The sequence below is a fragment of the Shewanella sp. Scap07 genome, assembly GCF_013394145.1.
Lineage (GTDB): Bacteria > Pseudomonadota > Gammaproteobacteria > Enterobacterales > Shewanellaceae > Shewanella > Shewanella waksmanii.
The window spans coordinates 2,100,932-2,122,718 of the sequence record NZ_CP041329.1; the positions used below are offsets into that span (position 1 = coordinate 2,100,932).

23 protein-coding genes are annotated in these 21,787 nt (G+C 44.3%); 21 read left to right on the forward strand and 2 right to left on the reverse strand.

The features are described from left to right. Positions 1-192 precede the first annotated feature (192 nt). The 5 genes from FLM48_RS09180 (at position 193) to FLM48_RS09195 (ending at position 6,784) form a co-directional block, all read left to right on the forward strand. Positions 193-3,450 (forward strand): winged helix-turn-helix domain-containing protein, encoded by a 3,258-nt coding sequence (locus FLM48_RS09180; protein WP_179024425.1) that lies wholly within the window; start codon positions 193-195, stop codon positions 3,448-3,450. A 29-nt stretch (positions 3,451-3,479) separates the two neighbouring features. Further along, positions 3,480-3,863: a DP-EP family protein gene (locus tag FLM48_RS09185; RefSeq protein ID WP_179024426.1), complete on the forward strand. Its 384-nt coding sequence runs from the start codon at positions 3,480-3,482 to the stop codon at positions 3,861-3,863. Positions 3,864-4,184: 321 nt separating this feature from the next. Beyond that, positions 4,185-5,003, forward strand: a complete 819-nt coding sequence (locus tag FLM48_RS09190) for a DP-EP family protein (protein ID WP_179024427.1) — start codon at positions 4,185-4,187, stop codon at positions 5,001-5,003. Positions 5,004-5,185: 182 nt separating this feature from the next. Then, complete coding sequence (locus FLM48_RS22740; RefSeq protein ID WP_256871098.1) at positions 5,186-5,320, forward strand: hypothetical protein; 135 nt, start codon at positions 5,186-5,188, stop codon at positions 5,318-5,320. Between the two features lie 210 nt (positions 5,321-5,530). Next, positions 5,531-6,784 carry a sensor domain-containing diguanylate cyclase gene (locus FLM48_RS09195; protein WP_179024428.1) on the forward strand — a complete coding sequence of 418 codons (1,254 nt, stop codon included), beginning with the start codon at positions 5,531-5,533 and terminating at the stop codon, positions 6,782-6,784. A gap of 118 nt (positions 6,785-6,902) precedes the next feature. Here FLM48_RS09195 and bioA read toward each other — a convergent pair whose 3' ends face one another. After that, positions 6,903-8,279 (reverse strand): adenosylmethionine--8-amino-7-oxononanoate transaminase, encoded by a 1,377-nt coding sequence (gene bioA / locus FLM48_RS09200; RefSeq protein WP_179024429.1) that lies wholly within the window; start codon positions 8,277-8,279, stop codon positions 6,903-6,905. A 161-nt stretch (positions 8,280-8,440) separates the two neighbouring features. Here bioA and bioB point away from each other — a divergent pair, with 161 nt between their 5' ends. The 12 genes from bioB to FLM48_RS09260 all read left to right on the forward strand — a co-directional run bounded on the left by bioB (position 8,441) and on the right by FLM48_RS09260 (position 19,090). Beyond that, positions 8,441-9,493 carry a biotin synthase BioB gene (bioB, locus tag FLM48_RS09205; RefSeq protein ID WP_179024430.1) on the forward strand — a complete coding sequence of 351 codons (1,053 nt, stop codon included), beginning with the start codon at positions 8,441-8,443 and terminating at the stop codon, positions 9,491-9,493. Between the two features lie 40 nt (positions 9,494-9,533). After that, positions 9,534-10,718 carry an 8-amino-7-oxononanoate synthase gene (locus FLM48_RS09210; protein WP_179024431.1) on the forward strand — a complete coding sequence of 395 codons (1,185 nt, stop codon included), beginning with the start codon at positions 9,534-9,536 and terminating at the stop codon, positions 10,716-10,718. A gap of 37 nt (positions 10,719-10,755) precedes the next feature. Further along, positions 10,756-11,535: a methyltransferase domain-containing protein gene (locus FLM48_RS09215; RefSeq protein WP_256871099.1), complete on the forward strand. Its 780-nt coding sequence runs from the start codon at positions 10,756-10,758 to the stop codon at positions 11,533-11,535. A 73-nt stretch (positions 11,536-11,608) separates the two neighbouring features. Next, positions 11,609-12,286 carry a dethiobiotin synthase gene (gene bioD, locus FLM48_RS09220; protein ID WP_179026324.1) on the forward strand — a complete coding sequence of 226 codons (678 nt, stop codon included), beginning with the start codon at positions 11,609-11,611 and terminating at the stop codon, positions 12,284-12,286. 294 nt (positions 12,287-12,580) lie between these two features. Then, the gene (gene htpX / locus FLM48_RS09225) at positions 12,581-13,444 is read left to right on the forward strand and encodes a protease HtpX (protein ID WP_028772935.1); all 864 of its coding nucleotides are present in this window, start codon (positions 12,581-12,583) and stop codon (positions 13,442-13,444) included. A 557-nt stretch (positions 13,445-14,001) separates the two neighbouring features. Further along, positions 14,002-14,349: a cytochrome c3 family protein gene (locus FLM48_RS09230; RefSeq protein ID WP_179024432.1), complete on the forward strand. Its 348-nt coding sequence runs from the start codon at positions 14,002-14,004 to the stop codon at positions 14,347-14,349. A 153-nt stretch (positions 14,350-14,502) separates the two neighbouring features. Continuing rightward, positions 14,503-15,648, forward strand: coding sequence for a lipopolysaccharide assembly protein LapB (locus tag FLM48_RS09235; protein WP_179024433.1), 1,146 nt, complete (start codon positions 14,503-14,505; stop codon positions 15,646-15,648). A 376-nt stretch (positions 15,649-16,024) separates the two neighbouring features. Next, entirely contained in the window at positions 16,025-16,552 is a 528-nt protein-coding gene (locus FLM48_RS09240; protein ID WP_256871100.1) for a curlin, read from the forward strand. Positions 16,553-16,703: 151 nt separating this feature from the next. After that, entirely contained in the window at positions 16,704-17,336 is a 633-nt protein-coding gene (locus FLM48_RS09245; protein WP_028772931.1) for a LuxR C-terminal-related transcriptional regulator, read from the forward strand. Then, positions 17,333-17,815: a curli production assembly/transport protein CsgE gene (locus FLM48_RS09250; protein WP_245608416.1), complete on the forward strand. Its 483-nt coding sequence runs from the start codon at positions 17,333-17,335 to the stop codon at positions 17,813-17,815. Before FLM48_RS09245 ends, FLM48_RS09250 begins: the two co-directional genes overlap by 4 nt. A gap of 14 nt (positions 17,816-17,829) precedes the next feature. Beyond that, on the forward strand, positions 17,830-18,237 hold the full coding sequence (locus FLM48_RS09255) for a curli assembly protein CsgF (protein ID WP_037470888.1): 408 nt from the start codon (positions 17,830-17,832) through the stop codon (positions 18,235-18,237). 4 nt (positions 18,238-18,241) lie between these two features. Continuing rightward, positions 18,242-19,090 carry a CsgG/HfaB family protein gene (locus tag FLM48_RS09260; RefSeq protein ID WP_028772928.1) on the forward strand — a complete coding sequence of 283 codons (849 nt, stop codon included), beginning with the start codon at positions 18,242-18,244 and terminating at the stop codon, positions 19,088-19,090. A 55-nt stretch (positions 19,091-19,145) separates the two neighbouring features. On the opposite strand, the gene FLM48_RS09265 is transcribed toward FLM48_RS09260, so the two are convergent. Next, complete coding sequence (locus FLM48_RS09265; protein WP_179024434.1) at positions 19,146-19,562, reverse strand: helix-turn-helix domain-containing protein; 417 nt, start codon at positions 19,560-19,562, stop codon at positions 19,146-19,148. A gap of 390 nt (positions 19,563-19,952) precedes the next feature. On the opposite strand from FLM48_RS09265, the gene hinT reads away from it, so the two are divergent. The 4 genes from hinT to FLM48_RS09285 are packed head-to-tail and all read left to right on the forward strand — an operon-like array spanning position 19,953 to position 21,714. Further along, positions 19,953-20,309 carry a purine nucleoside phosphoramidase gene (hinT, locus tag FLM48_RS09270; protein ID WP_179024435.1) on the forward strand — a complete coding sequence of 119 codons (357 nt, stop codon included), beginning with the start codon at positions 19,953-19,955 and terminating at the stop codon, positions 20,307-20,309. Positions 20,310-20,323: 14 nt separating this feature from the next. Further along, positions 20,324-20,827, forward strand: a complete 504-nt coding sequence (locus FLM48_RS09275) for a PaaI family thioesterase (RefSeq protein ID WP_028772925.1) — start codon at positions 20,324-20,326, stop codon at positions 20,825-20,827. Further along, positions 20,817-21,278 carry a PaaI family thioesterase gene (locus tag FLM48_RS09280; RefSeq protein WP_028772924.1) on the forward strand — a complete coding sequence of 154 codons (462 nt, stop codon included), beginning with the start codon at positions 20,817-20,819 and terminating at the stop codon, positions 21,276-21,278. The genes FLM48_RS09275 and FLM48_RS09280 overlap by 11 nt, the downstream gene beginning before the upstream one ends. Positions 21,279-21,312: 34 nt before the next feature. Continuing rightward, a complete protein-coding gene (locus tag FLM48_RS09285; protein WP_028772923.1) occupies positions 21,313-21,714 on the forward strand; it encodes a YcfL family protein in 402 nt (133 codons plus the stop codon). The last annotated feature ends 73 nt before the right edge of the window (positions 21,715-21,787 follow it).

The window sequence follows — 21,787 nt, forward strand, 5'->3', positions numbered from 1 at the left end:
ACTTGAGTCAAATTTGACATCGCTGTCTTAAGCCAATTAGAGTAGTTACTTAGCTAAGCCAACCGCTAAGCGTTCAACGAGCGCGCTTTAAAATAAACTTATAAAAATAAATGATACCAATAGCTTGGTAGATTGAGTCGGATACTGCTGTCAGCACAAAAGCTGAGTGAATCGAATAAGGCAAAAGTTTCCATGGATGAGACAACCTTTTACTTCGGTGATTGGCAAGTAGAACCTAAATCAAACCGTCTGCGCGCGGGAGATACCGTTAAGCAACTTGAGCCCAAAGCAATGGATGTGCTTAAGTTGTTGTGTCAACACGACGGTGAAGTACTCAGCAGTGATGAAATCGTCAGCCATTGTTGGCCGGATTTTGACGTAGGTGATAATCCACTACACAAAATTATTAACCAATTGCGCCGTGCCCTTGGCGACAGCGCCAGTTCTCCTACCTACATTGAAACTATCCGCAAACGTGGTTATCGCACTTTAGCACCAATAAAGTACTTATTGGGTGATCAGCAGGGCGCGGCGACCAATACTTGGCAAGGTGCGTCGCCATTCCCTGGGCTACAGGCCTACACCCCTGAACATGCTACGGTATTTTTTGGTCGTAAAGCCCAGGTTGATACCTTGCTAGACCGAATTGCCAATCAGGTGCATTTTGGCCGCGGTTTTTGCTTAGTGCTGGGGCCCAGTGGTAGTGGTAAATCATCATTAGTACAAGCGGGGGTGTTGCCTAACCTGATGACACCGCAAGGTTACAATGGCATTAAAGTTAATGGCTACACTAGCTTAGATCTGGCTGATGTTGGCCCGAATCAATTAATGTTAGAGCTTGCCAGTGCACTGCTAGACTGGGAGATAAATGATGTGCCGGTGTTTTATGGCGAAAGTGCTGAAGACATTGCCAGCAAGCTAGCAGAACAACCTCAATATATCATTAGGCGCTGTAAAACTGTCTTGCAAGAACAAGCCGATCATCTGTCGATGTTTGCTTTGTTTATTGACCGTCTCGAAGTCTTATTATCATCGCCCTTATACAGTGACGAGCAACGTAGCCAGTTTGTCGAACTGATTGAACGTTTTGCCACCTCTGGGGTGATTTTAGTGCTAAGTGCTTGTCGCAACGACTTTTATCCGCAATTGGTGGCCTATCCGCCATTAATGGCTGGCAAGGCTAAAGGCGCGCACTTCGATCTATCGCCTCCTTCACGCAATGAGCTATTGCAGATGATCCGCTTACCGGCGCAAGCTGCACAGCTCACCTGGCAAGTTGACCCACAAACCGGTATTTCATTGGATGAGCTGTTATGCGATGAAGCAGCCAGTGGTTTAGATGTATTGCCTATGTTGCAATATACCTTGCAGGCGCTATATCTAAACCGAGATGATGACAATCAACTATTAGTGTCGGTTTATCATGAACTCGGCGGCATAGAGGGCGCCATAGGTAAAAACGCCGAGCAAGCCATTGCACTGTTAAGCCAAGCGCAGCGTGACAGCCTGCCCAAAGTATTATCACAACTTGTCACCCTGCAGCACGACGATGCCAGTATTACCAGTCGTAGCGGCCGCTGGAGTCTGTTAACTAGCGATGCCGAACAAGCGTTAGTGCAAGCTATGGTGGACAGTCGCCTATTTGTCTCGCACCTACAAAATGAAGTCGCGTGTTTTAGTATCGCCCACGAAGCCCTGTTACGCCGTTGGCCAAGGGCCACAGAGTGGATTGCTGCCCACAAAGATAGCTTAAGTGTCAAATCACGACTGCAATATCTCGCTAAACGCTGGCAAGAAGAAAACAAAAATAAGGCTTACCTTTTACCTGCTGGTAAGCCGTTACAAGAAGCACAAGCGCTGGCGAGCAGTGAGTTATTCAGTGTCAGTTCCAGCGAAGTTGAGTTCATTCAAGCGTCAAATCAGCGCGCCAATGTGAAAACTTGGACGCTACGCACTACCGTGTTAGTGCTCATTATGTTGACCGTAACTTCAGTGTTGATGACGGTAAAAAGTATAGATGCAGAGAATCGTGCGCTTGAAAAACGGCTTGCCGCCGAAAACTTATTGGGATTCATGGTGGGGGATTTTGCTGACAAATTGCGTGGCATTGGCCGCATGGATTTACTCGATGGTATCAGCAACAAAGCGCTGGAGTATTTCAGTGAGCAGTCTAATACCAGTGACGCCAGTTTTTACAGTTTTGATGCCCGTTTCCAGCATGGCCAAACCCTAGAAGCCATGGGCGAGGTGGCCTATTCACGCGGCAAGATTGATGAAGCCACCGCCGCACTGCTCAGTGCTAAAAGCAAACTCGAAGCCTTATTAATTGAACAGTCGCAAAATCTTGAATTACTCAAAACCTTAGGTGCCAATGCCTTCTGGCTTGGGCAAATTGAGTATGATGCCAGTGACTGGCAAGCCACCCAGCCTTTTTTTGAGCTGTATTATCAATACAGTCAGCAGATGTACCAAATTGCACCAGATGATGCCGATGCGTTAATGGAGCTGTCTTATGCGACTAATTCGTTAGGGTCGTTGTTGATGAAGCGCCAGGAGTTTAAGCAAGCAAAAGGGTATTTTGAGGAGTCTTTAGAGTTGAAGTTGTTGGTTTTATCAAAAAGCCCTAACGATCCTATGCTGATTGCTGATGTTGCCGATACACGTTCTTGGCTTGCAAGCGTAGCTCGCTCACAAGGTGATATTGATCTGGCTATAAGTATTCATATGAATCTTCAAACAGAGTATTTAAATTTTGATAAAACAATACAAGCTAACGGTTATTTGGCTGACCGCTATATGGGGAGTTTTAAAATACTGTCTGATCTTAAAGGATACCGAGGGGAATATGATGATGCTTTTGAGATTGCAATGCAGGGTCTAAAAGTTGTTAGAGGAGCTATTACTCTTGACTTTGATAATGAGCATTGGAAAATTGAGGAAGTCCTCCTTAACCTTCAACTTATATATATTGATGTCGTGAGAAAAAACAATACATATGGGCTTAAGTTAATTGATATGAAGCCCATATTCGAGAGTATTAATATGCTCCCTAGTGACTCACCAAGACGTGAATCACTTATGGCTGCATATTACCTCGTTGAAGCCAAGTTATTTAATGCCAAAAAGAAGAGTGATGACGCATTAGTGTCTGCTAATGAAGCTGTTGATAGGTATGAAAAACTGACGTCATTTCACACAAAAGATAACTTTTTCAAAGCTAAGCTAGCTGAAAGCTACGTTGCTTTGGCATCAAGCAAAGCATTGATGGGTGTTCATTACAAAGATGACTGTATTGTCGCAGAAAAAATTATAAAACCTTTGATTAATGATAAAGACCCATTAAACGTATTTGTGTATGGAAAGGCACTGTCTTGCACTGGAATATTGGTTGGCAATGAAGTTGTCAAAATTATTATCCAAAAATCTGGTATTGTCGGATATGAGTTTTAATCGTAGGTTATTAATTAAGGAGAAAAATAATGGGAATTAAGAGTTTGGCTCAAGGACCAGTAATTACTGTACACATTAGTTACAATGAAGCAGGCAATGTTCATGAGTTTTTATATGTTGATGAGAAAGGTAACCCAACAGATGGAACTGTAATTGTGACTACTGGTGAAATTATCACTTATAAAATGGCTTCATCAGATATTAATTATAGCTTCGTTGGTGCTGGTTTTATTACACCTTGCGATGGTGTTATAGAGTCAACTTGTGTTAGTAGTGACGGACAAACACTGGAGCTACAGGATGAAGACTCTGTTGTGGGTAAGACATCCTTTCAGCTTATTATTAAATGCCCACAATCTGCCAATTGGTTACTCAGTCCTGACCCTCAAGTCATAAACCGGGATACGAAGTAGCTTACGAAACATTGCAACCCATCGTAATAAGCCCCATTTTGTTGGGCTTTTAGTTAAAACATGGCCAACCATGATTAATATAAAGCCCCCTTATGGGGGCTTTTTCTATATTTGCTTGGCCACCCATACTAAACAATTTGGCTGCTTATGATTGTTTTTGTTTTAATTAGCACAGTTTCGAGACAATCCTCTTCTCACTGGTTATCTTTTAGTCGATATCACTGTTCTGGCTTAAAATACTCATTCGTCCTTGATTTACCTCACATTTATTCAGTAGCTTTGTCGCAAACGGATTTGTACCCACCAACACAAGGAAAGACAGTGAAAACATCATTAAATCATTTATTACCGCTAGCCGGGTTCCTCCTCACCGCAGCGCCACTTGGAGCTATCGCCAACCCACTATCTAATGACGTGGCTGAGAGCTTCCATAACGTTACGGCGCCAGCGCAGCAGGCCAAGGTGAATGCCGCTTTTGCTCGGGTAAAATCAACAGCAGATTTACAAGCATTGTTGGCAGCGCCATCAATCTTGGATGCGCTGGGTGACGAGTTGCCAGCATTCATAAACAGTGTTGAGTTTGGCGACGGTAGCGTTCAATTTGATGGCCGCTTGCTTGAGGGCAATTTGAGCTTGTCACAAGTCTATCAGGTGTTGTCTTTGTTTGGCATGCAACACCAATTGGTTGATTATGCTCAGGCGCGCGTAGTGTCAGACAGTGACAAGTTGTTGCAAGCTAGCCTAGCAGCGCAGGCCTCATTGCCTTTATGTCAGGGCGACAAACCGATTAGGTTGATTGTTACCGTGGACCAAGCCAAGCAGGCGCACTTTAAATATAAACAGTCAGGAATCGAGTGCGATGGCAATGTCGAGCTAAATGAAAGTACAACTATTAGCTACCGCTTAGTTCACCGTGCTCGCACACCACTAGGGCTTAAGATTGTTGGCGCAGGTTTTACCAACCCATATGATGCCCATATTGAAGAGGTCACCATTAGCGATGATGGCCAGCAGATATTTTTACGCAATAATATTGAAAATGAAGGGGTGAGTAAATTTCAGTTCATCTTTAGTAGCGACGACAGCAATTTGCTGTTGGTGAGCCCTGATCCGCAAGTGAAAAATAGACCAACGACTTAAGGGAAGTTTAATTTTACATTGAAAATAATTGAAACCCTACAGATTATTTTCTACGTGAGAAGAGTTATTCAGTTTTACCTGTGATATGTAAAAAATTTTATTAAGAAGATGCAGTTGAAAGCGCTCTCCGCTTTAAAGACGCCTTATCATCACGATTCAAAAATGATGCTAGGGCGTTTTTTATGGCAGAGACATTGCCAGCGACAGGTACCTACTTGGATAATCAATCTGCAAAACAGCTTAGCTTCACGGAAGGTCATTTCCAAAGCTGCTTGTTTATCAAAGCAGCTTATTTTGCAGAGAAGTGCCCGCACTAAAAAGTGACGAATCAAAGGATTATCCTGCTTTTGAGTAGTGAAATATTTCGGAAACAACCCAGAAGGTTAGCCGTGATGGCTGTAAAATCATAATAGTAACAATTGGTTAAATCAGAAGGTAACCAGAAGGTAAAAGTTGAGCTTGTGGCGCACAATGAATGTCATCAAATGATTGATTGAGCAACATTCAGGGTGACAGGGAGCTTTACCATGATAGATACACCTACCAAAAAACAGCGACATAACCTCGATGTAGTCGAACTGATCCGTAGTTGGTCAAATGCGGTTAACCCGGATTTAAATACCACATTAAGCAGTGGCAGCAAAAAGGCAAACGTAACGCTTTCATCGCAGACCACGGTGAATAATGCAGATGTCGGCACTGGTGCAAACTCAAAAGTTAATATTGAAGCCAGCCAAAGTGCTGGCAATGGGCTTAGCAGTCAGTTAGAGACTGAGCGCAGCAATGTGGCGCCACTACATGGCGGCAAAAACTTCCGCCAGCAAGCGGACATAGAGCCTGATAGCGCAGCAGATAACAGTAATGGTGCAGATGATAGCGATTTTATGCAGGCGCTAAGTACGGTTATAGCCTACGTTGCCGAAGCCATTTTTGTGGTTAACGATGAAGGCATCATCGAGATGGTGAATCCTTTAGCCGCTAAAATATTTGGTGATGCTCAACAGGCGCTGATTGGACAATCTTGGTGTGCATTTCTCGCAGAGGGTTACAGAGACGATTACTTAGCAAAGTACATAGGTTGGAAAAACAGTCGCGGCAAAACCTTTTACTATGGGCCCCAAGAGGTGGTGATTGATAGTGCTGGCGATCAACAAGTCGATGTAGATTTAACATTATCATGCATTCCACAAACTCGAACCGGTGCACGACCACTATTTATTGGGGTGATGCATGACTTGTCTCATCATAAATCGGCCTATCAGAAGTTACAGTTACAAGCCTGCACTGACGCCTTAACAGGTTTAGCCAATCGCCATGCTTTTGATGATGTGTTGCAACGCTGCTGGACCCAAACGACCGGCAATTTGCAATCAATGAGCTTAGTAATGATTGATGTGGATTATTTTAAGCTGTTTAACGACCGCTTTGGCCATATAAATGGTGATCGCTGCTTAAAATTAATAGCCGAGCAATTAAAAGCGGTATTGCCTAATGAGCAGTGCATTGCTGCCCGTTATGGTGGTGAAGAGTTCGCGTTAATATTGCCAGGCTGTAACCAGCTTATGGCGGAGTTAACTGCCAAAAAGGTTCAGCATGCAATTAACAACTTGGCCTTTACTGACCTTGGTTTGCACCCCTCTGTGAGAGTGAGCGTAAGCCAGGGAATTGCCGTTGAAAAAATGGGTGAGTACCCCAGCGCAATCGCGCTGTTATGCGCGGCCGATACCGCCTTGTACCGGGCTAAATCTGACGGGCGCAATCGCATTAATACCAGTGCGTAATCTATCGATTGTTTAAGCGAAGATAAAATCAGTTAATGGCGCCAAATTATACGCCATACTCCAGCTGTACTTTTAGCTGGAGTATGACCATTAGGCGCCACGCATAGGGCCGCAGCTTTTAACCGTGGCTGATAAACTTTGGCTCTTCGTGTCTTTGGTCTTGGTCTATGCCCAGGCCTGACGTGTCACTAATATGTTTAGCCACTTGCTTCATTGCCTGTGTCAATTGGCTGAGTTGTGATGCACTAATGACATAAGGTGGCATGATATAAATTAACTTGCCAAACGGGCGTATCCACACACCTTGCTCAGCAAAAAGCTGTTGAAGCCTTGGTGTGTCAACGGTATGGCGCATTTCAATGACGCCAATTGCGCCGAGTACGCGTACATCGGCCACCTGACTGTAGTCAATTGCGTCTGCTAGCTCTTGCTTTAATTGCGCTTCAATTTGGCTAACTTGTTGTGGCCAGTGGCCTTGTTGCAATAGATCTAAACTGGCACAGGCGGCAGCGCAGGCAAGCGGGTTACCCATAAAAGTTGGCCCATGCATAAATACCCCTGAGGGTGACTGGCTGACGCCAAGGGCAACATCATCACTGCAAAGGGTTGCGGCCAAAGAGATGTAGCCTCCTGTTAGCGCTTTACCTAAACACAGAATATCCGCCTCTATGCCTGCGTATTGGTAGGCAAATAGTTTTCCGGTGCGGCCAAATCCTGTGGCTATTTCATCCAAAATAAGTAACACATTGTACTTGTCGCAAAGTTTGCGCAGGCCGCGTAGGTATTCAGGGTGATAAAAACGCATACCCCCGGCACCTTGCAATATTGGCTCAATAATGACGGCGGCAATATGCGGGTGTTGCTCGGCCATCAGTTGGCTGATCTCATCAAGATCGCTTGGTTCAAAGTCTTGCCCAAATTGGCTTTGGGGCGCGGGAGCAAATAGCTGCTGTGTCACCGCATCGCCAAACATGGTGTGCATGCCGCCTTCTGGGTCGCAGACACTCATTGCGGCAAAAGTATCACCGTGATAGCCATTTTTTACGGTCAATACACGCTGTTTTTGCGGTTGTTGTTTTCCTTGCCAGTACTGCAAAGCCATTTTAAGGGCAACTTCAACTGCGATAGAGCCGGAATCGGCCAAGAATACTTTAGTTAATGATTCACTGGTCATTGCGACTAAGCGCTTGGATAACTCTATGGCAGGCGGGTGAGTAATACCGCCAAACATCACATGGCTTAGGGTATGCAATTGGGTTTGCATGGCCGCAACGATGCTTGGGTGGTTGTAGCCATGCACACAGGCCCACCAAGAGCTGGTACCGTCCACTAAGCGGCGGCCATCATCTAAGATTAATTCACATCCATCTGCGGCTACGACGCCAGTGACTGCTTGGCTTTGTTGCATTGAGCTATAAGGGTGCCAGATATGTTGACTATCAAATGTGTAGTCAATTGGGGATGTGTGATAATCAGAGGTTGGCTTGCTTGTCATAGAAAGTCTCACGCTTATTGGTGGTTAATATTTAACCATTGGTAAACTGTTTTTGTGTTATTGCGTTGACAGGTTACGACTTCAAGGTATGCTAAGCAACATAAAGTTAATTAAAATTAGCCTACAAAATTGCTTAGTAAAGGTATTAAAGGGTTGTAAACATGTCGAATATTGCACTACGTCACGATTGGACTCGTGAAGAAATTTTAGCCTTGTTTGCTAAACCGATGAACGATTTATTGTTTGAAGCACACACGATTCATCGCCAAGTATACGATCCTAATGAAGTGCAAATTAGCCGCCTATTGTCGATTAAAACTGGCGCCTGCCCAGAAGATTGCAAATACTGCCCGCAAAGTGCTCGTTATGATACCGGATTAGAAAAAGAGCGTTTGTTAGAGATAGACAAAGTGCTGACCGAAGCGCGTAGCGCAAAAGCAGCGGGTGCATCACGTTTTTGTATGGGCGCGGCATGGCGCAACCCACACGAACGCGACATGCCTTATTTGAAAGATATGGTGAGCGAAGTGAAAGCCATGGGCATGGAAACCTGCATGACCTTAGGTATGCTGTCAGCCCATCAGGCGCAAGAGTTAGCAGATGCGGGCTTAGACTATTACAACCACAACCTCGATACATCACCCGAGTACTACGGTGATATTATTACGACTCGGACTTATCAAGAACGACTAGATACTTTATCGAATGTCCGTGCCTCAGGCATGAAAGTCTGCTCTGGTGGAATTGTGGGTATGGGTGAGCAAGCGACCGATCGCGCCGGCCTAATTCAGCAGCTAGCCAATATGGAAAAGCACCCAGATTCCGTGCCAATTAACATGCTAGTTAAAGTTGCTGGTACGCCATTTGCCGATTTAGATGATTTAGACCCACTTGAGTTTGTGCGCACCATCGCGGTGGCGCGCATTACCATGCCCCATTCGCGAGTGCGCTTATCTGCTGGCCGTGAAAGCATGACAGATGAACTGCAAGCGATGTGCTTTTTTGCCGGTGCTAACTCGATTTTCTATGGTTGCAAACTGTTAACGACAGCCAACCCAGAAGAGAACGAAGACATGACGTTGTTTAAGCGTTTGGGCTTACACCCAGAACAAGGTCCAGCGGCAAAAATTGAAGAGGAAAAGCAAGTTTTTGCCAAGGCCGAAGCGATTAAAGCCAAAAAGACCAGTCAGTTTTATGATGCGGCTGCGTTGTAACATTGCGCCGTCAGCTTTGGCAATTGATTAGGCTGGCGCGATGGTATCAAAATTAGACACTAAACTGCGCATGCAACTTGAAGCTGCCAAACAGGCGGGTGTATTGCGTCAACGGCAGCAATTTGATGCAGTAGATGATCCATTATCAAGTGATTTGTATCATTTGGGTAAGCGTTATCATAACTTCAGCGGTAACGATTATCTCGGCTTAGCAAGTAGCGAATGTTTGCAGCAAGCTGCAGTCGAAGGCGTTAAGCAATATGGTGTCGGCAGCGCTGCTTCGCCATTAGTCAGTGGTTACAGTGACGCGCACCAAGCTTTAGAGCGTAGTTTGTGCGATGCAACAGGACATGAAGCGGCGTTACTGTTTTGCTCTGGATTTAGTGCCAATAGCGCGTTAATGCAAACCTTGTTTGACCGTAACGATTACGTGGTGTGCGACCGACTCCTACATGCCTCTCTCATTGACGGCTTATTGCATAGCGGTGCCAAGTTTAATCGCTTTAAACACAATGATATCAACCATGCTCAGCAGTTACTGAGCAAGCAACAACCCAGTGCCATAGTGACTGAATCAGTGTTTAGCATGGATGGCGATGTCGCGCCGATTAATGCGCTTTATCAGTTAGCGCAAAAGGCGCAGTGTTGGTTAATCGTTGATGATGCCCATGGCTTTGGCGTGCAGCCAAGCTATCCTTCGCCGGAGGCGTTAAGCGCCCAAAGTTGCGATATACAGGTGGTGACGTTCGGTAAAGCCCTAGGTTGCCAAGGTGCGGCAATTTTGGCGAGCCAATTGGTGATTGATTATTTGGTGGCTAATGCTCGCCACTATATCTACTCAACGGCATTATCGCCATTAAATGCGCATATCGCTTTCAATGCGGTGCAATCTGTTAGGCAAGGCGATGAGCGGCGCAAGCAACTTAAGCGCAATATTGAATTTTTTAAGCAGTGTTGCAGTGACTACCAGGTGGCAACATTAGCGGTAAGTTCGCCCATTCAACCCATAGTGATAGGCGATAACGATAAGGTGCTCACCTTGGCGGCCAACCTTAAACACCAAGGTTTTTTGGTGGGTGCGATAAGACCTCCAACAGTACCAAAGGGGAGCGCGCGCTTGCGGGTCACGTTGTCAGCTTTGCATAGCCAAAGCCAGATTAAAGACTTAGTTATCGCTATCGCCCAAGGGCTGAAAGATTTATCCCCATTACAGCAGCAAGATTAATTATGAGGAACCCCAAGCAGTGATAAGTGGGTTAAACGTGACAAGCACAAATGCTGACCACTCAAGCGCCCAAAAGCCGCAGGGTGAACAGATAGCCAAACATTTCTCAGCGGCCGCCCACCATTATGCCAAACACGATAGTTTGCAGCGTATGAGCCGTGATGTGCTGCTTGCCCATGGGCAGTTTGCCGCATCCGTGGTCGATATTGGCTGTGGTCCGGGAACTGACTTATCAGCTAAGGGAGTTAAGCATACGGTTGGTGTTGATATTGCGCTAGGCATGTTGCAACAAGCGCGCGATCAACTAGTGGGATTGAGCCCAATTTGTGCCAACGCTGAACAATTGCCATTAGCCGATGACTCGGTTGAATGTATTTATTCAAATCTGGCATTGCAGTGGTGCGACAATTTCCCTAGCGCAGTCAACGAAATGGCTAGAGTGGTGCGCTCTGGTGGTTACGTTAATTTAGCCATTGTCACCGATGGCAGTTTAGCCGAGCTGCAACAGTTGGGTTTGCACGTTAATTCGTTTTTAACTTTTGAGTCAGTGACTGAGGCATTTACGCCCAGTGATTGGCATTTACAGTGGCATGAGCAACAAACCCTAACGTGTTATTTTGATGATTTAAAACAGTTGTTGTATTCGATAAAAGGGGTAGGGGCCTCAACCCATACCTGTGGGCAAGCCAATGCCAAAACTAAACTGACAGGGCGCCAATCTTGGCTCGCTTTGCAGCAAAGCGCGCAGCAAATACGAGTAGCACAAGGGCTGCCACTGAGTTATCAGATTGGCTTTATTCGTGCTCAAAAGCGTTAGTTTAGCTGTGGTCATTGGCGTTTAGCGTCGGGTTTTTCTGTGAGTTAGCTTTGATGATTAGGAAAGTATGATGGTGTATTTTATTGCGGGTACAGACACAGATTGCGGCAAAACCATGATTGCCAGTGCTTTGCTGCATCGTTTTAGCCAACATGGAACGACCTTAGGGGTAAAACCTATCGCTTCTGGCTGTGAGCGCACCCAAGCAGGGTTGCGCAATAGTGATGCGCTATCTTTGATGGCTCACGCCAATGTTGATCTCGATTATGACTGTATTAACCCGATTGCTTTTCAGCCAGCCATTGCGCCCCATATTGCTGCTAAGCAGCAAAATGAATCGTTAAATATCGCACGTGTTAACCAGGCTTTAGATGCGGTGCCGTTTCAGCAAGCTGACTTTGCTTTAGTTGAAGGGGCGGGAGGTTGGCGCTTACCCCTTAACGATAGCCAATTTTTGTCGCAAGTGGTTCAGCAGCGGGGCTATCCGGTGATTTTGGTCGTTGGCCTTAAGCTGGGTTGCCTTAACCATGCGCTGCTGACTCAAGAGGCGTTGGCCCATGATGGTGTGACGGTTGCAGGTTGGGTAGGCAATCTTGTTGACCCTAACATGAGCTGCTTGCAAGAAAACATTGCGTCGCTGCAAAATATGATGCGTGCGCCATGTCTTGGTATTGTTCCGCACATCGACGACGCCAAGGTTGAACAGGCTGCCAGTTACCTTGATATTTCGGCGCTACAGACTAGTGTTTAAGCAATACTGCAGATTCGGACTAAGTGCGTGAAAGGTTATTTAGCAAAATTAACCAAATTTAATGCTAAATTAGCGCAAACAAGCTGTAACTGAGTAGGCGTTTAAGTTTCGATTAATTGTTTAATTTTAGACTGTTGCACTTGCTCAATGTGTGAGTAGTAAAACAGATCGTACGGGTTCTAACCATCTATACATTTTTTTACTTTTCTCCCCTTGAATTCTGGTTTTTGGGACATATTATGTCTCTAAGAAAGTAAAGTTAACCAATCGTGGTTAAGATCTAAAGGAGCGTACATGAAACGTATTTTTTTATTGATAGCGACTAACATGGCAGTTTTGCTAGTTGCGTCAATTGTAATGTCTATCCTCGGAGTGAATACTTCGACTATGGGTGGCTTACTGATATTTGCAGCAATATTTGGTTTCGGTGGCGCATTTATCAGTTTGGCTATCTCTAAGTGGATGGCTAAGAAAACCATGGGTTGTGAAGTTATCACCACACCACGTGATGAGACTGAGCGCTGGTTAGTTGAGACTGTTGCTCGTCAAGCAGAGCAGGCAGGTATTAAAATGCCTGAGGTTGCCATCTATCAAGCTCAAGAGCTTAACGCTTTTGCCACTGGCCCAAGCAAAGATAATTCTCTTGTTGCAGTAAGTAGTGGTCTACTTTACGGCATGACACGTGATGAAATTGAAGGCGTACTGGCCCATGAAGTGAGCCACGTTGCTAACGGCGACATGGTAACCCTTACCCTAATTCAGGGTGTAGTGAACACCTTCGTTATTTTTGCTGCCCGTGTTGTAGCTGGCATTATCAATAACTTTGTTGCCAGTAACGACGAAGAAGGCGAAGGCCTAGGTATGTTCGCCTACATGGCAGTAGTGTTTGTACTGGATATGCTATTTGGTATTTTGGCATCAATGATTGTGGCGTACTTCTCTCGGATCCGTGAGTATAAAGCCGATGAAGGCGGTGCAAGACTGGCTGGCAAACATAAGATGATTGCCGCACTTGACCGTTTACGCCAAGGTCCAGAAACCGGTGCAATGCCAGCAAACATGGCTGCATTTGGTATCAATGGTAAGAAGTCTATGGCTGAACTGATGATGAGTCATCCGCCACTAGACAAGCGTATCGCAGCACTACAAGCTAGCTAATCTAGCTTAGTTAGACTGACAGCTTTAAAACGGCAACCTCAAGCGGGTTGCCGTTTTTTGTTGCTCAGTATTTTTACTGTCTACTATTTTAATTGCCCACTATTTTATCTCGTTAGTTTTTCGCAGGTTGCTTGCACTAGGGCTTGGCCAAATGCCATTAATAGCTTGATACCGTGTTTATGCCAATCAGTATAAGAATTTAAATGTTTAAACTGATTGGTATTAGCCCAAAATGGCACTAGTTACGCTAAGCTGTGATCTAGATGTTGCCCTAGGCTTAATCTAATCTTAAAAATATCGTTAATTATTCACTTTTGCATGGTAAAAGTGTGATGCTGGTCACCACCTTGTTGTTTATTCGTCATATTTTCTGGTTAATATTGATGTAGCGCACAGTTTCGCTGATGACGAGACAGTATTCTGCGCCCATTAAAGTTTGCCAATTGGTCACTCCTTGGCTATTTTTAGCTAAGTCGTGCGATAAAATTCAGCTGCAAGATAAAAGCAAAATCAATACAAAGCTTTTACTATGTGGTTGTTAAAAGAGGATAAATACTGTGAGCAAAAAAATACTTAGTGCATTATTTGGTGCTGGTTTAGCAGCATTGGCGTTATCTCCAGCGGCGATGGCAGAGCCCCAAGAGCTTGCAGAAATGCATGCAGAAATGGATGGCTGTGAAGCCTGTCATGCAGATGGTGAACCGTCAGCTGATGGTGCGTTTGAATTTGAACAGTGCCAAAGCTGTCATGGTACATTGGCTGAAATGGATGCCGTTCACCAACCACACGACGGCGCACTAGTATGCGCAGATTGTCATGCACCGCATGATATGAATGTTGGCGATAAGCCAGCGTGTGATAGCTGTCACGATGACGGCCGCACAGCGGAATCAATACTGAAATAATTCAGCGACGAATTTAATTTTAAAAAAAACACCAGCTTATTAGCTGGTGTTTTTGTTTGTGTCTAAAGATTTTAATGTGTTAACTTTGCTAAAGGATTGGATATAGAAATCGTATTATTAAACGATATCAGTCATTAATGAATAGGGATTTTCATGAAAGCAATTGTGCTAGCCAGTGCGGCTTTAATCTTATCTGCCTGTGTGTCTCAGCAAGCGCCCGTTGCAGTTGTGCCTCCCCCAGCAATAAACAATAAACTTGTCGATTTATCATTGCATCCTGTTGCCACAATAGAGCAATTAGCATCGCTGAGTCCTGAGCAACATGCTGAAATAGCCCAATATAAACTTCAGCCTGAGATTAGAATCTTATCTAAGCGTAAACAGGCAGCGAAATTTATTGAGCGCAAAATGGTGAACTTTAACTATGAAGGGAAAAATTTGTCGGCATCTGAAGCTTACGAGCAACAGCATGGCAACTGCATGTCTTTGGCTTTGCTCGCTTACGCCATCGCGAATGCTTTTGATGTCGAAATCACTTTTCAAAGAATGCACACTATTCCGATGCTAGTTGATGCCAGTGATGATTTATTAGTCATTTCAGATCATGTCCGCAGTTTCTTGGCGGATAAACCGACTAGTGAAGACGTAGAACCGTCAAAAGACATCAGTGTGATAGATTATTTTCCTGATAGGTTAGATCGCAGTGGCGCAATGATAACTGAGGATGAGTTTATTGCGATGCTTTACCGCAATTTGGCGGCTGATGCTTTGATTGAGAATGATCCATCACTGGCATTATCTTTATTAAACCAAGCGATTGGATATGCGCCCAATTTCTCTCCTGTGCTTGATATGATTGCCATCGCCCATCGCCGGTTAGGAGATGTGGATAGCGCCAAAGCATTCTACCAGTATGCATTAGAATACTCATCTAACAGCAAAATACACACTCTTAATAACTTTTATGTGTTGCTGCAAAGTCTTGGCGATAAAACTGGGGCGGATAGGATTACCGAACAATTACGTAGATTGGATGATGAGTCACCTTATGGATGGATTTTTGTTGCCCGAGATGCAATCGCCGCAGGGGACTTTCCATCTGCTAAACTCTACTTAAAGCGTTTTCTAACGGTTACCGATTACTATTACCCAGCATATGTAGAGCTCGCTAAGGTCGAGTTTGAACTAGGAAACATTAACGCATCAAAAGAAGCCTTAAATAAGGCTTTAACTTATACCCAGCTACCTGAAAAACAGCGTCAGTACAAAGCTAAACTTGCGTGGTTAGCACAGCAATAGACAATAGAGTCGTAAGTCATACTCGACAAGAGGATTTGTGATTTTCGTCCATTATGAATCAACATAAAGTGCTATTTTTGGTTTCTTAATTGGTTATCTACACTGCTTGGATATAGCTTGTTAAATTGGGCGCTCTTTATGTGCTTGTGGTTAAACCTTTGTTTTTATTTGTTTTTATTTGTTTTTATTTTTTGCGCTCTGTATTTTATCGCTAGGTCATCTGAGCGCTGTGTATATTTCGCTTTTATAGTAATAAAGTATTAGTCCTTTTTGTTAAATAGCCTTTTAGTCTATAGTCCCTTCATACTCAAGTTGGACGCTGAATTCCGGGTAAACTTTCATACTATGCCATGTAATTAACTAATTAGGTTTGTTCATGCATCTCTCGCCATTTTCTCCAGCATTCATGTTTCGCGCTTTGTTGTGTCTATCAGCGTTAATGCTATGCATGCCAGCTTTTGCCAATGATATAAGCCTAGATGATGAACTGTCTTCTTTTGATAATGACGTCACTATTTCGCAAATTGGCGATAGTTTACAAGCTGATATTAATCAGTCAGGTGTTACCAATACTGCTGGGCTGCAGCAGGGCGGTTATAACAACACCCTAGATATCCGTCAAACGGGCGGTATGAATAGAGTTTTGCTGGCTCAAAATGGCCAGGACATCGAAGCTTCTATATTGCAAAGTGGCTTTAATAATGTGGTTTTAGCCAACCAATTAGGCTCAGCGCTTGAATTAGATGTTGAACAGAACGGTACCGATAATGAGGCGTATATTCACCAAACCGGCAACGAAAATTCGGTACATATTATTCAGAATGGTTCAGGACATAAAGTCGGTGTCTTGCAGTGGGGCCAATTACAAACAACCGTGATCACTCAAGGATATACCCAGAATTAATATTATTGATTCGCTGTTTGGCAAGAAATTAACTTGATCTGTTTCTATAAGGTCAAACCTGTTGATACAAAGGTTAAATAATTGTAATTTTGGTGTTATCATACTTTAGTTTGATATGGATGGTCAGATCACACATCAAGGAGAGAGTTAAATGTTTAAAGTTATCAATTGGGTAGTCATCACCCGCTCACAGTTACTTGCCGATCTACTTGATACACGCTGGCCGCAAGAGTTTTTAGTGAAGTTAGCAAAAGTTTCTCCAGAAAGAATGGAAAGTGTTATCAAGGAAGGTGCGTACTCCTTGGTTATTATCGATCTGTCTACTGTCGATGTTCAAAAAGCCTATCAATTGCAAAAACACATAGAAAAAGAGTACGCCGCAAGGGTGGTCTTTATACACTACCCAAAACAGATTGATGCCCGTTTTTTGATCCAACAATCTGTCACTGCCGGGGTGTTTTACAGTGATGCTTCACTTGATGAAATCGGCCAAGGCTTAGCCAATATATTACGGGGTAAAACAGTTTACCCACCACAGTTAGTTAGTGCGACTTATGAAAACTCACTGGGTATCGATAGCAGCGAAAACCTGACTATTCGCGAGCGTGAGGTCTTGCAAGCGCTGTTAACTGGCAGCACTAACGTTGATATTGCTAATCAGCTGTTTGTGAGTGAGAGCACCATTAAAACGCATTTATATCGCGCCTTCAGAAAGATTGGCGTATCTAGCCGCGGCCAGGCCATTGCTTGGGCTCAAACCCATTTGCACGAGGTACATCAGTGAAACCTCATTTGAAGTGGTTAGCCGGGCTATTACTGATTGCGCCGGCAGGCTTGGCTGCTGAGCGTGATGAGCAAGAGACGCTCACTTCAAAGCAGGCAGTGCAAGCGCAAAATATCAGTGATGCTTCACCAAAAGATGAAACTCAACTCATTGATGGTTTGATTTTAAATAGAGCGATGACGCGACTAGGTCATCGTTTTTACCGAGAATTTGTATCTGCCTACAGAGACATCGGCGGTATGACCAACCATTCCGGCCTGAGCATTGTCGAACGAGCAACCGCGCGTAGCGGTAGTCAGATAACGGTTTTACACAACCGGAAACCGGTTTTTATTACTGTTGTTTCACCAGCAAGTCGTCATATCGACAAACAAGCTATGGCTGCAGCAGCACGCGTCGATCAAACATTGAAACAAAATAAGAAGCAGGCAACTTGGGCTCAGTTTTTAGACCCAGATTTGGCGCCTGACGAGTTCTAACAGGGATTAAGTCTATGAAAAAATTAATTATAGTTTCGGCTTTGGGGCTTAGCATATCGGCAAGTTGCGCCTTTGCTACCCAATTAGTCTATACACCAGTTAACCCCAATTTTGGGGGCAGCTATTTAAATGGTGCTTATTTACTTGCCAATGCCTCTGCGCAAAATGACCACAACAATGGCTCAGGTTATACCGCACCGACCGCATTAGAGCGTATGGCAAGCTCATTAGAGTCAAGACTAATGAGCCAGTTATTCAATGATGCGGCTAATGGTGGCGAAGGATATTTAAAGACTAATGATTTCGAAATCCAAGTGGTGAATGAAGATGGCATGCTGTTAGTGCATATTACTGATATTTTGACTGGTGAAACCACAGTCATTGAGGTTGGTGGTTTAACTAGTACTAGTACAGAGGGTTAATGCAATGAGAAAAGTCATTATCCCTGCACTGTTATTATTGCTAGCAGGTTGCTCGTCTACTGATAGCTTTGAAGGCATCGATGCTTCTACTAGCTTAATGCCCAAAGGTGACACCTATTATGACTTAATCGGTTTACCTGCGCCGCAAGGTAGCATGGTTGCTGCCGTTTATGATTTTCGTGATCAAACGGGGCAGTATAAACCCATTCCTTCTAGTAACTTTTCTACGGCTGTACCGCAAAGTGGTACCGCTTTTCTCGCCCAGGCATTGAATGATTCCAGTTGGTTTATGCCTGTAGAGCGTGAAGGGTTACAAAACCTGCTCACAGAACGAAAAATTGTTCGCGCTGGGCTAAATGGAGATGCGGGTCAGCTACCTCAGCTAAACTCTGCGCAAATCCTTATGGAAGGTGGCATCGTGGCGTACGACACTAATATTCGTACAGGTGGGGCTGGTGCACGTTATTTAGGTATCGGCGCATCGACGCAGTTTAGAGTTGATACGGTTACGGTTAACTTAAGGGCCGTTGATATTCGTACAGGTAGGCTGCTCAGTAGTGTGACGACCACTAAATCTGTACTGTCACTTGAAGTGTCTGCCGGCGTATTTAAATTTATCGATGCTCAAGAGTTACTTGAGTCAGAGCTAGGCTATACCTCAAATGAACCGGTTAGCCTGTGTGTCGCTTCAGCGATAGAAAGTGCGGTTGTGCATATGATTGCTGACGGTATTTGGAAAAGAGCGTGGAATTTAGCAGACACTGAGACTGGATTACAAAATAAAGTGCTGCAGAAATATTGGTTAGAGGCGCACTCGCCACAACGAGTTCAAGCGCGTATCGACCAAGGTTAATTGTTTAAACAATTACTAATAAGGGATGCGTTGGCATCCCTTTTTGATTTTTAGGCTATTTACCGTTTCTTTTTCGTTCTAAATCCAAATAATCATAGGCTTTTTTTACAAATCTAAAGTGTTCGGTATCAGGCAAGGTTTGGACTTCTACTAGAAGTTGATTGAAGGCTGAGTCAATCATCAGCCGATCGGCAAGTTTAAGATAGTTATACACCACAGGACGAAGCACCACGGTGAAATCACCCGCAAGCCCATCATACTGCTTAGCTTTGATCGCTTCAGTACATTGCACAAGTTCTCGCATACATAACGCGGCGAGTAGTGAGTTTTTGTCGCTGAAAGACTGATATTGGGCAGCACGGGAATAGCCTGCTTTTTTATGCACGTCTGACATATTAAGCGCTATCATGCCTTTTTCGGCAATGAGTTCAGCAGCTGCATCGAGTAGCGCTTGTTCTTTATCGGTTAACATAGGTTTCCATCCGTTGGTGAATCAATGCCGTTTGAGAGCATTACAATGGTTGAGTGAACACTTGTCAACGTTTTACGCTATACAAATGTATAATCTGAGTATCTACTAGAGTTTGCGGTGTATTTTCTAGTTCATTACACTCTAGGCCTGACTAAGCGACATTCATTTGGATGCGAGTGCTGATAAAGCAAGCAGTCAGTGACTGCTATCGCACACAAAAAAACAATCAAGCTAAAATTTGCGTATACTAGGCGCACTTTATGCTTACAATGTGTTATCGAAAAGTGGCATGTACTCAGTTACAAAATGACTGCGATAATGCAATCTATTCAGTATTTTAATCAACTGAGCTGAAGCTAAGATTAAACCTACAATTACGGAGCGCCTGTTATGTCTGAAGAGACCATTTTTAGCAAAATTATTCGTAGAGAAATCCCTGCCGACATTTTGTACCAAGATGATTTAGTCACTGCATTTCGTGATATTCAGCCACAAGCACCCACGCATATTTTGATCATTCCAAACCACCTAATTCCAACGGCAAATGATATTAAAGCCTCAGATGAGAAAGCACTTGGGCGCATGATGAGCGTTGCCGCTAAATTAGCTGAAGAGGCGGGTATTGCCGAAGATGGTTATCGTTTGATTATGAACTGCAATAAACATGGTGGCCAAGAGGTTTACCATATCCACATGCATTTGGTCGGTGGTCAACCATTGGGCCCAATGCTGACACGTCAGTCATAGAACAGGATTAATTCATGCCCGATAATGCGGAGTTTTTCCCGCTGACACAACTTGCTACGCGATTTGTAGGTCAGCTAACTCATTGCCGACGTCTTGGTTTGCAGGTGCTAGAAGCCAGTGAGCATCACGTGTTGATTGAATTACCCTATGATGAGGCGCTTATTGGTTACCCCGATACGGGTGTTATCCATGGCGGTGTGATCACAACCTTAATGGATACGGCCAGTGGCAGTGCGGTTGTGTGCTCTATTTTTGATAAGTATAAGTCGCTTGAGTTATCGCCAACGTTAGATTTGCGTGTCGATTACATGAAGCCAGCGCAGCCGCACAAGCCAGTTTATGGTTTTGCAGAGTGTTATAAGTTGTCATCAAGTGTCGCCTTTACTCGTGCGATCGCGTACCAAGAGTCAATTGATGACCCTATTGCCCATGCAGTCGGGTCTTTTATGCGCATTAGCCCAGAGTTAATCGGTAAAGAGTTTCAGCAGGCCTTAATGGGAGCCGAGCATGACCAGTAATAGTGTTGAGCAAAGCCCACTTGATGTAAAAGAGATTGTTAAAAAAGCCACGGAACTCAATGACTTTAGCCATCTATTAGCACATGTTCCCTATGCGAAGTTTATTGGCATGGAGGTGTCACGTTTTGGCGATGAGTTGGTGTTTCAATTGCCCTCTAAAGACGACAACATTGGTAACCCCACATTGCCTGCATTGCATGGCGGCGTGATAGCGGGTTTTATGGAGATGTCCGCTATTGTACAACTAATGGTATTTATGCAAACCACGAAGGTGCCTAAAGTGGTCGATTTTTCCATTGATTATTTAAGGGCTGGTCATCACCGCGACAGTTTTGCCGAATGCAAAATCACTCGCCAAGGTCGACGTGTCGCTAATGTGAATATTAATTGTTGGCAAACTAACCGTAAAAAACTTATCGCTACAGCAAGAGCGCACTTTTTGATAGATTGATGATAGTGACGCTAAAACGATTGAGGAGTAGACCATGAAACAGCTAATAATGGCAGTGGCGCTAGTGACTGGATTATCAATAGCATTAGCGGGTTGTGCGCCCCATACTGCAGGTATTATGGCGAGCTCAACAGGTGAGTCGCGCATCGATAACCGTAACTTTGCTAATGAAGTGACCCTAACGCAACTAAAAGCGCGCCCTGAAGGCGGTTTATTGCAGGGAGCTGGGTTAATAAGCAGTCAAGTAGCAACGGATTTACGTTTGCAGTACAAATTTACTTGGTTTGATGCGGCTAATTTTGCCATTGAAGATGAAGGCGTGAGTTGGAAGTCAGTTAAATTACATGGTAAACAACAGATGCAGGTTGTGGGCCTAGCCCCAAATGCTAATGCTGTGCGCTATGAACTGTACGTTAGAAAAGCATTTTCGAACTAATCGCTACAAATTAGCGCTACACCATGATTGTTGCAAAACGCCAACTTAGGTTTTTACCTGCATGTTGGCGTTT

Coding starts and splice junctions, on each gene's coding strand:
- FLM48_RS09180 (WP_179024425.1), top strand. CDS start 193: ATGGATGAGACAACCTTTTACTTCGGTGATTGGCAAGTAGAACCTAAA.
- FLM48_RS09185 (WP_179024426.1), top strand. CDS start 3,480: ATGGGAATTAAGAGTTTGGCTCAAGGACCAGTAATTACTGTACACATT.
- FLM48_RS22740 (WP_256871098.1), top strand. CDS start 5,186: ATGGCAGAGACATTGCCAGCGACAGGTACCTACTTGGATAATCAATCT.
- FLM48_RS09195 (WP_179024428.1), top strand. CDS start 5,531: ATGATAGATACACCTACCAAAAAACAGCGACATAACCTCGATGTAGTC.
- bioA (WP_179024429.1), bottom strand. CDS start 8,279: ATGACAAGCAAGCCAACCTCTGATTATCACACATCCCCAATTGACTAC.
- bioB (WP_179024430.1), top strand. CDS start 8,441: ATGTCGAATATTGCACTACGTCACGATTGGACTCGTGAAGAAATTTTA.
- FLM48_RS09210 (WP_179024431.1), top strand. CDS start 9,534: ATGGTATCAAAATTAGACACTAAACTGCGCATGCAACTTGAAGCTGCC.
- htpX (WP_028772935.1), top strand. CDS start 12,581: ATGAAACGTATTTTTTTATTGATAGCGACTAACATGGCAGTTTTGCTA.
- FLM48_RS09235 (WP_179024433.1), top strand. CDS start 14,503: ATGAAAGCAATTGTGCTAGCCAGTGCGGCTTTAATCTTATCTGCCTGT.
- FLM48_RS09240 (WP_256871100.1), top strand. CDS start 16,025: ATGCATCTCTCGCCATTTTCTCCAGCATTCATGTTTCGCGCTTTGTTG.
- FLM48_RS09245 (WP_028772931.1), top strand. CDS start 16,704: ATGTTTAAAGTTATCAATTGGGTAGTCATCACCCGCTCACAGTTACTT.
- FLM48_RS09255 (WP_037470888.1), top strand. CDS start 17,830: ATGAAAAAATTAATTATAGTTTCGGCTTTGGGGCTTAGCATATCGGCA.
- FLM48_RS09260 (WP_028772928.1), top strand. CDS start 18,242: ATGAGAAAAGTCATTATCCCTGCACTGTTATTATTGCTAGCAGGTTGC.
- FLM48_RS09265 (WP_179024434.1), bottom strand. CDS start 19,562: ATGTTAACCGATAAAGAACAAGCGCTACTCGATGCAGCTGCTGAACTC.
- hinT (WP_179024435.1), top strand. CDS start 19,953: ATGTCTGAAGAGACCATTTTTAGCAAAATTATTCGTAGAGAAATCCCT.
- FLM48_RS09275 (WP_028772925.1), top strand. CDS start 20,324: ATGCCCGATAATGCGGAGTTTTTCCCGCTGACACAACTTGCTACGCGA.
- FLM48_RS09280 (WP_028772924.1), top strand. CDS start 20,817: ATGACCAGTAATAGTGTTGAGCAAAGCCCACTTGATGTAAAAGAGATT.
- FLM48_RS09285 (WP_028772923.1), top strand. CDS start 21,313: ATGAAACAGCTAATAATGGCAGTGGCGCTAGTGACTGGATTATCAATA.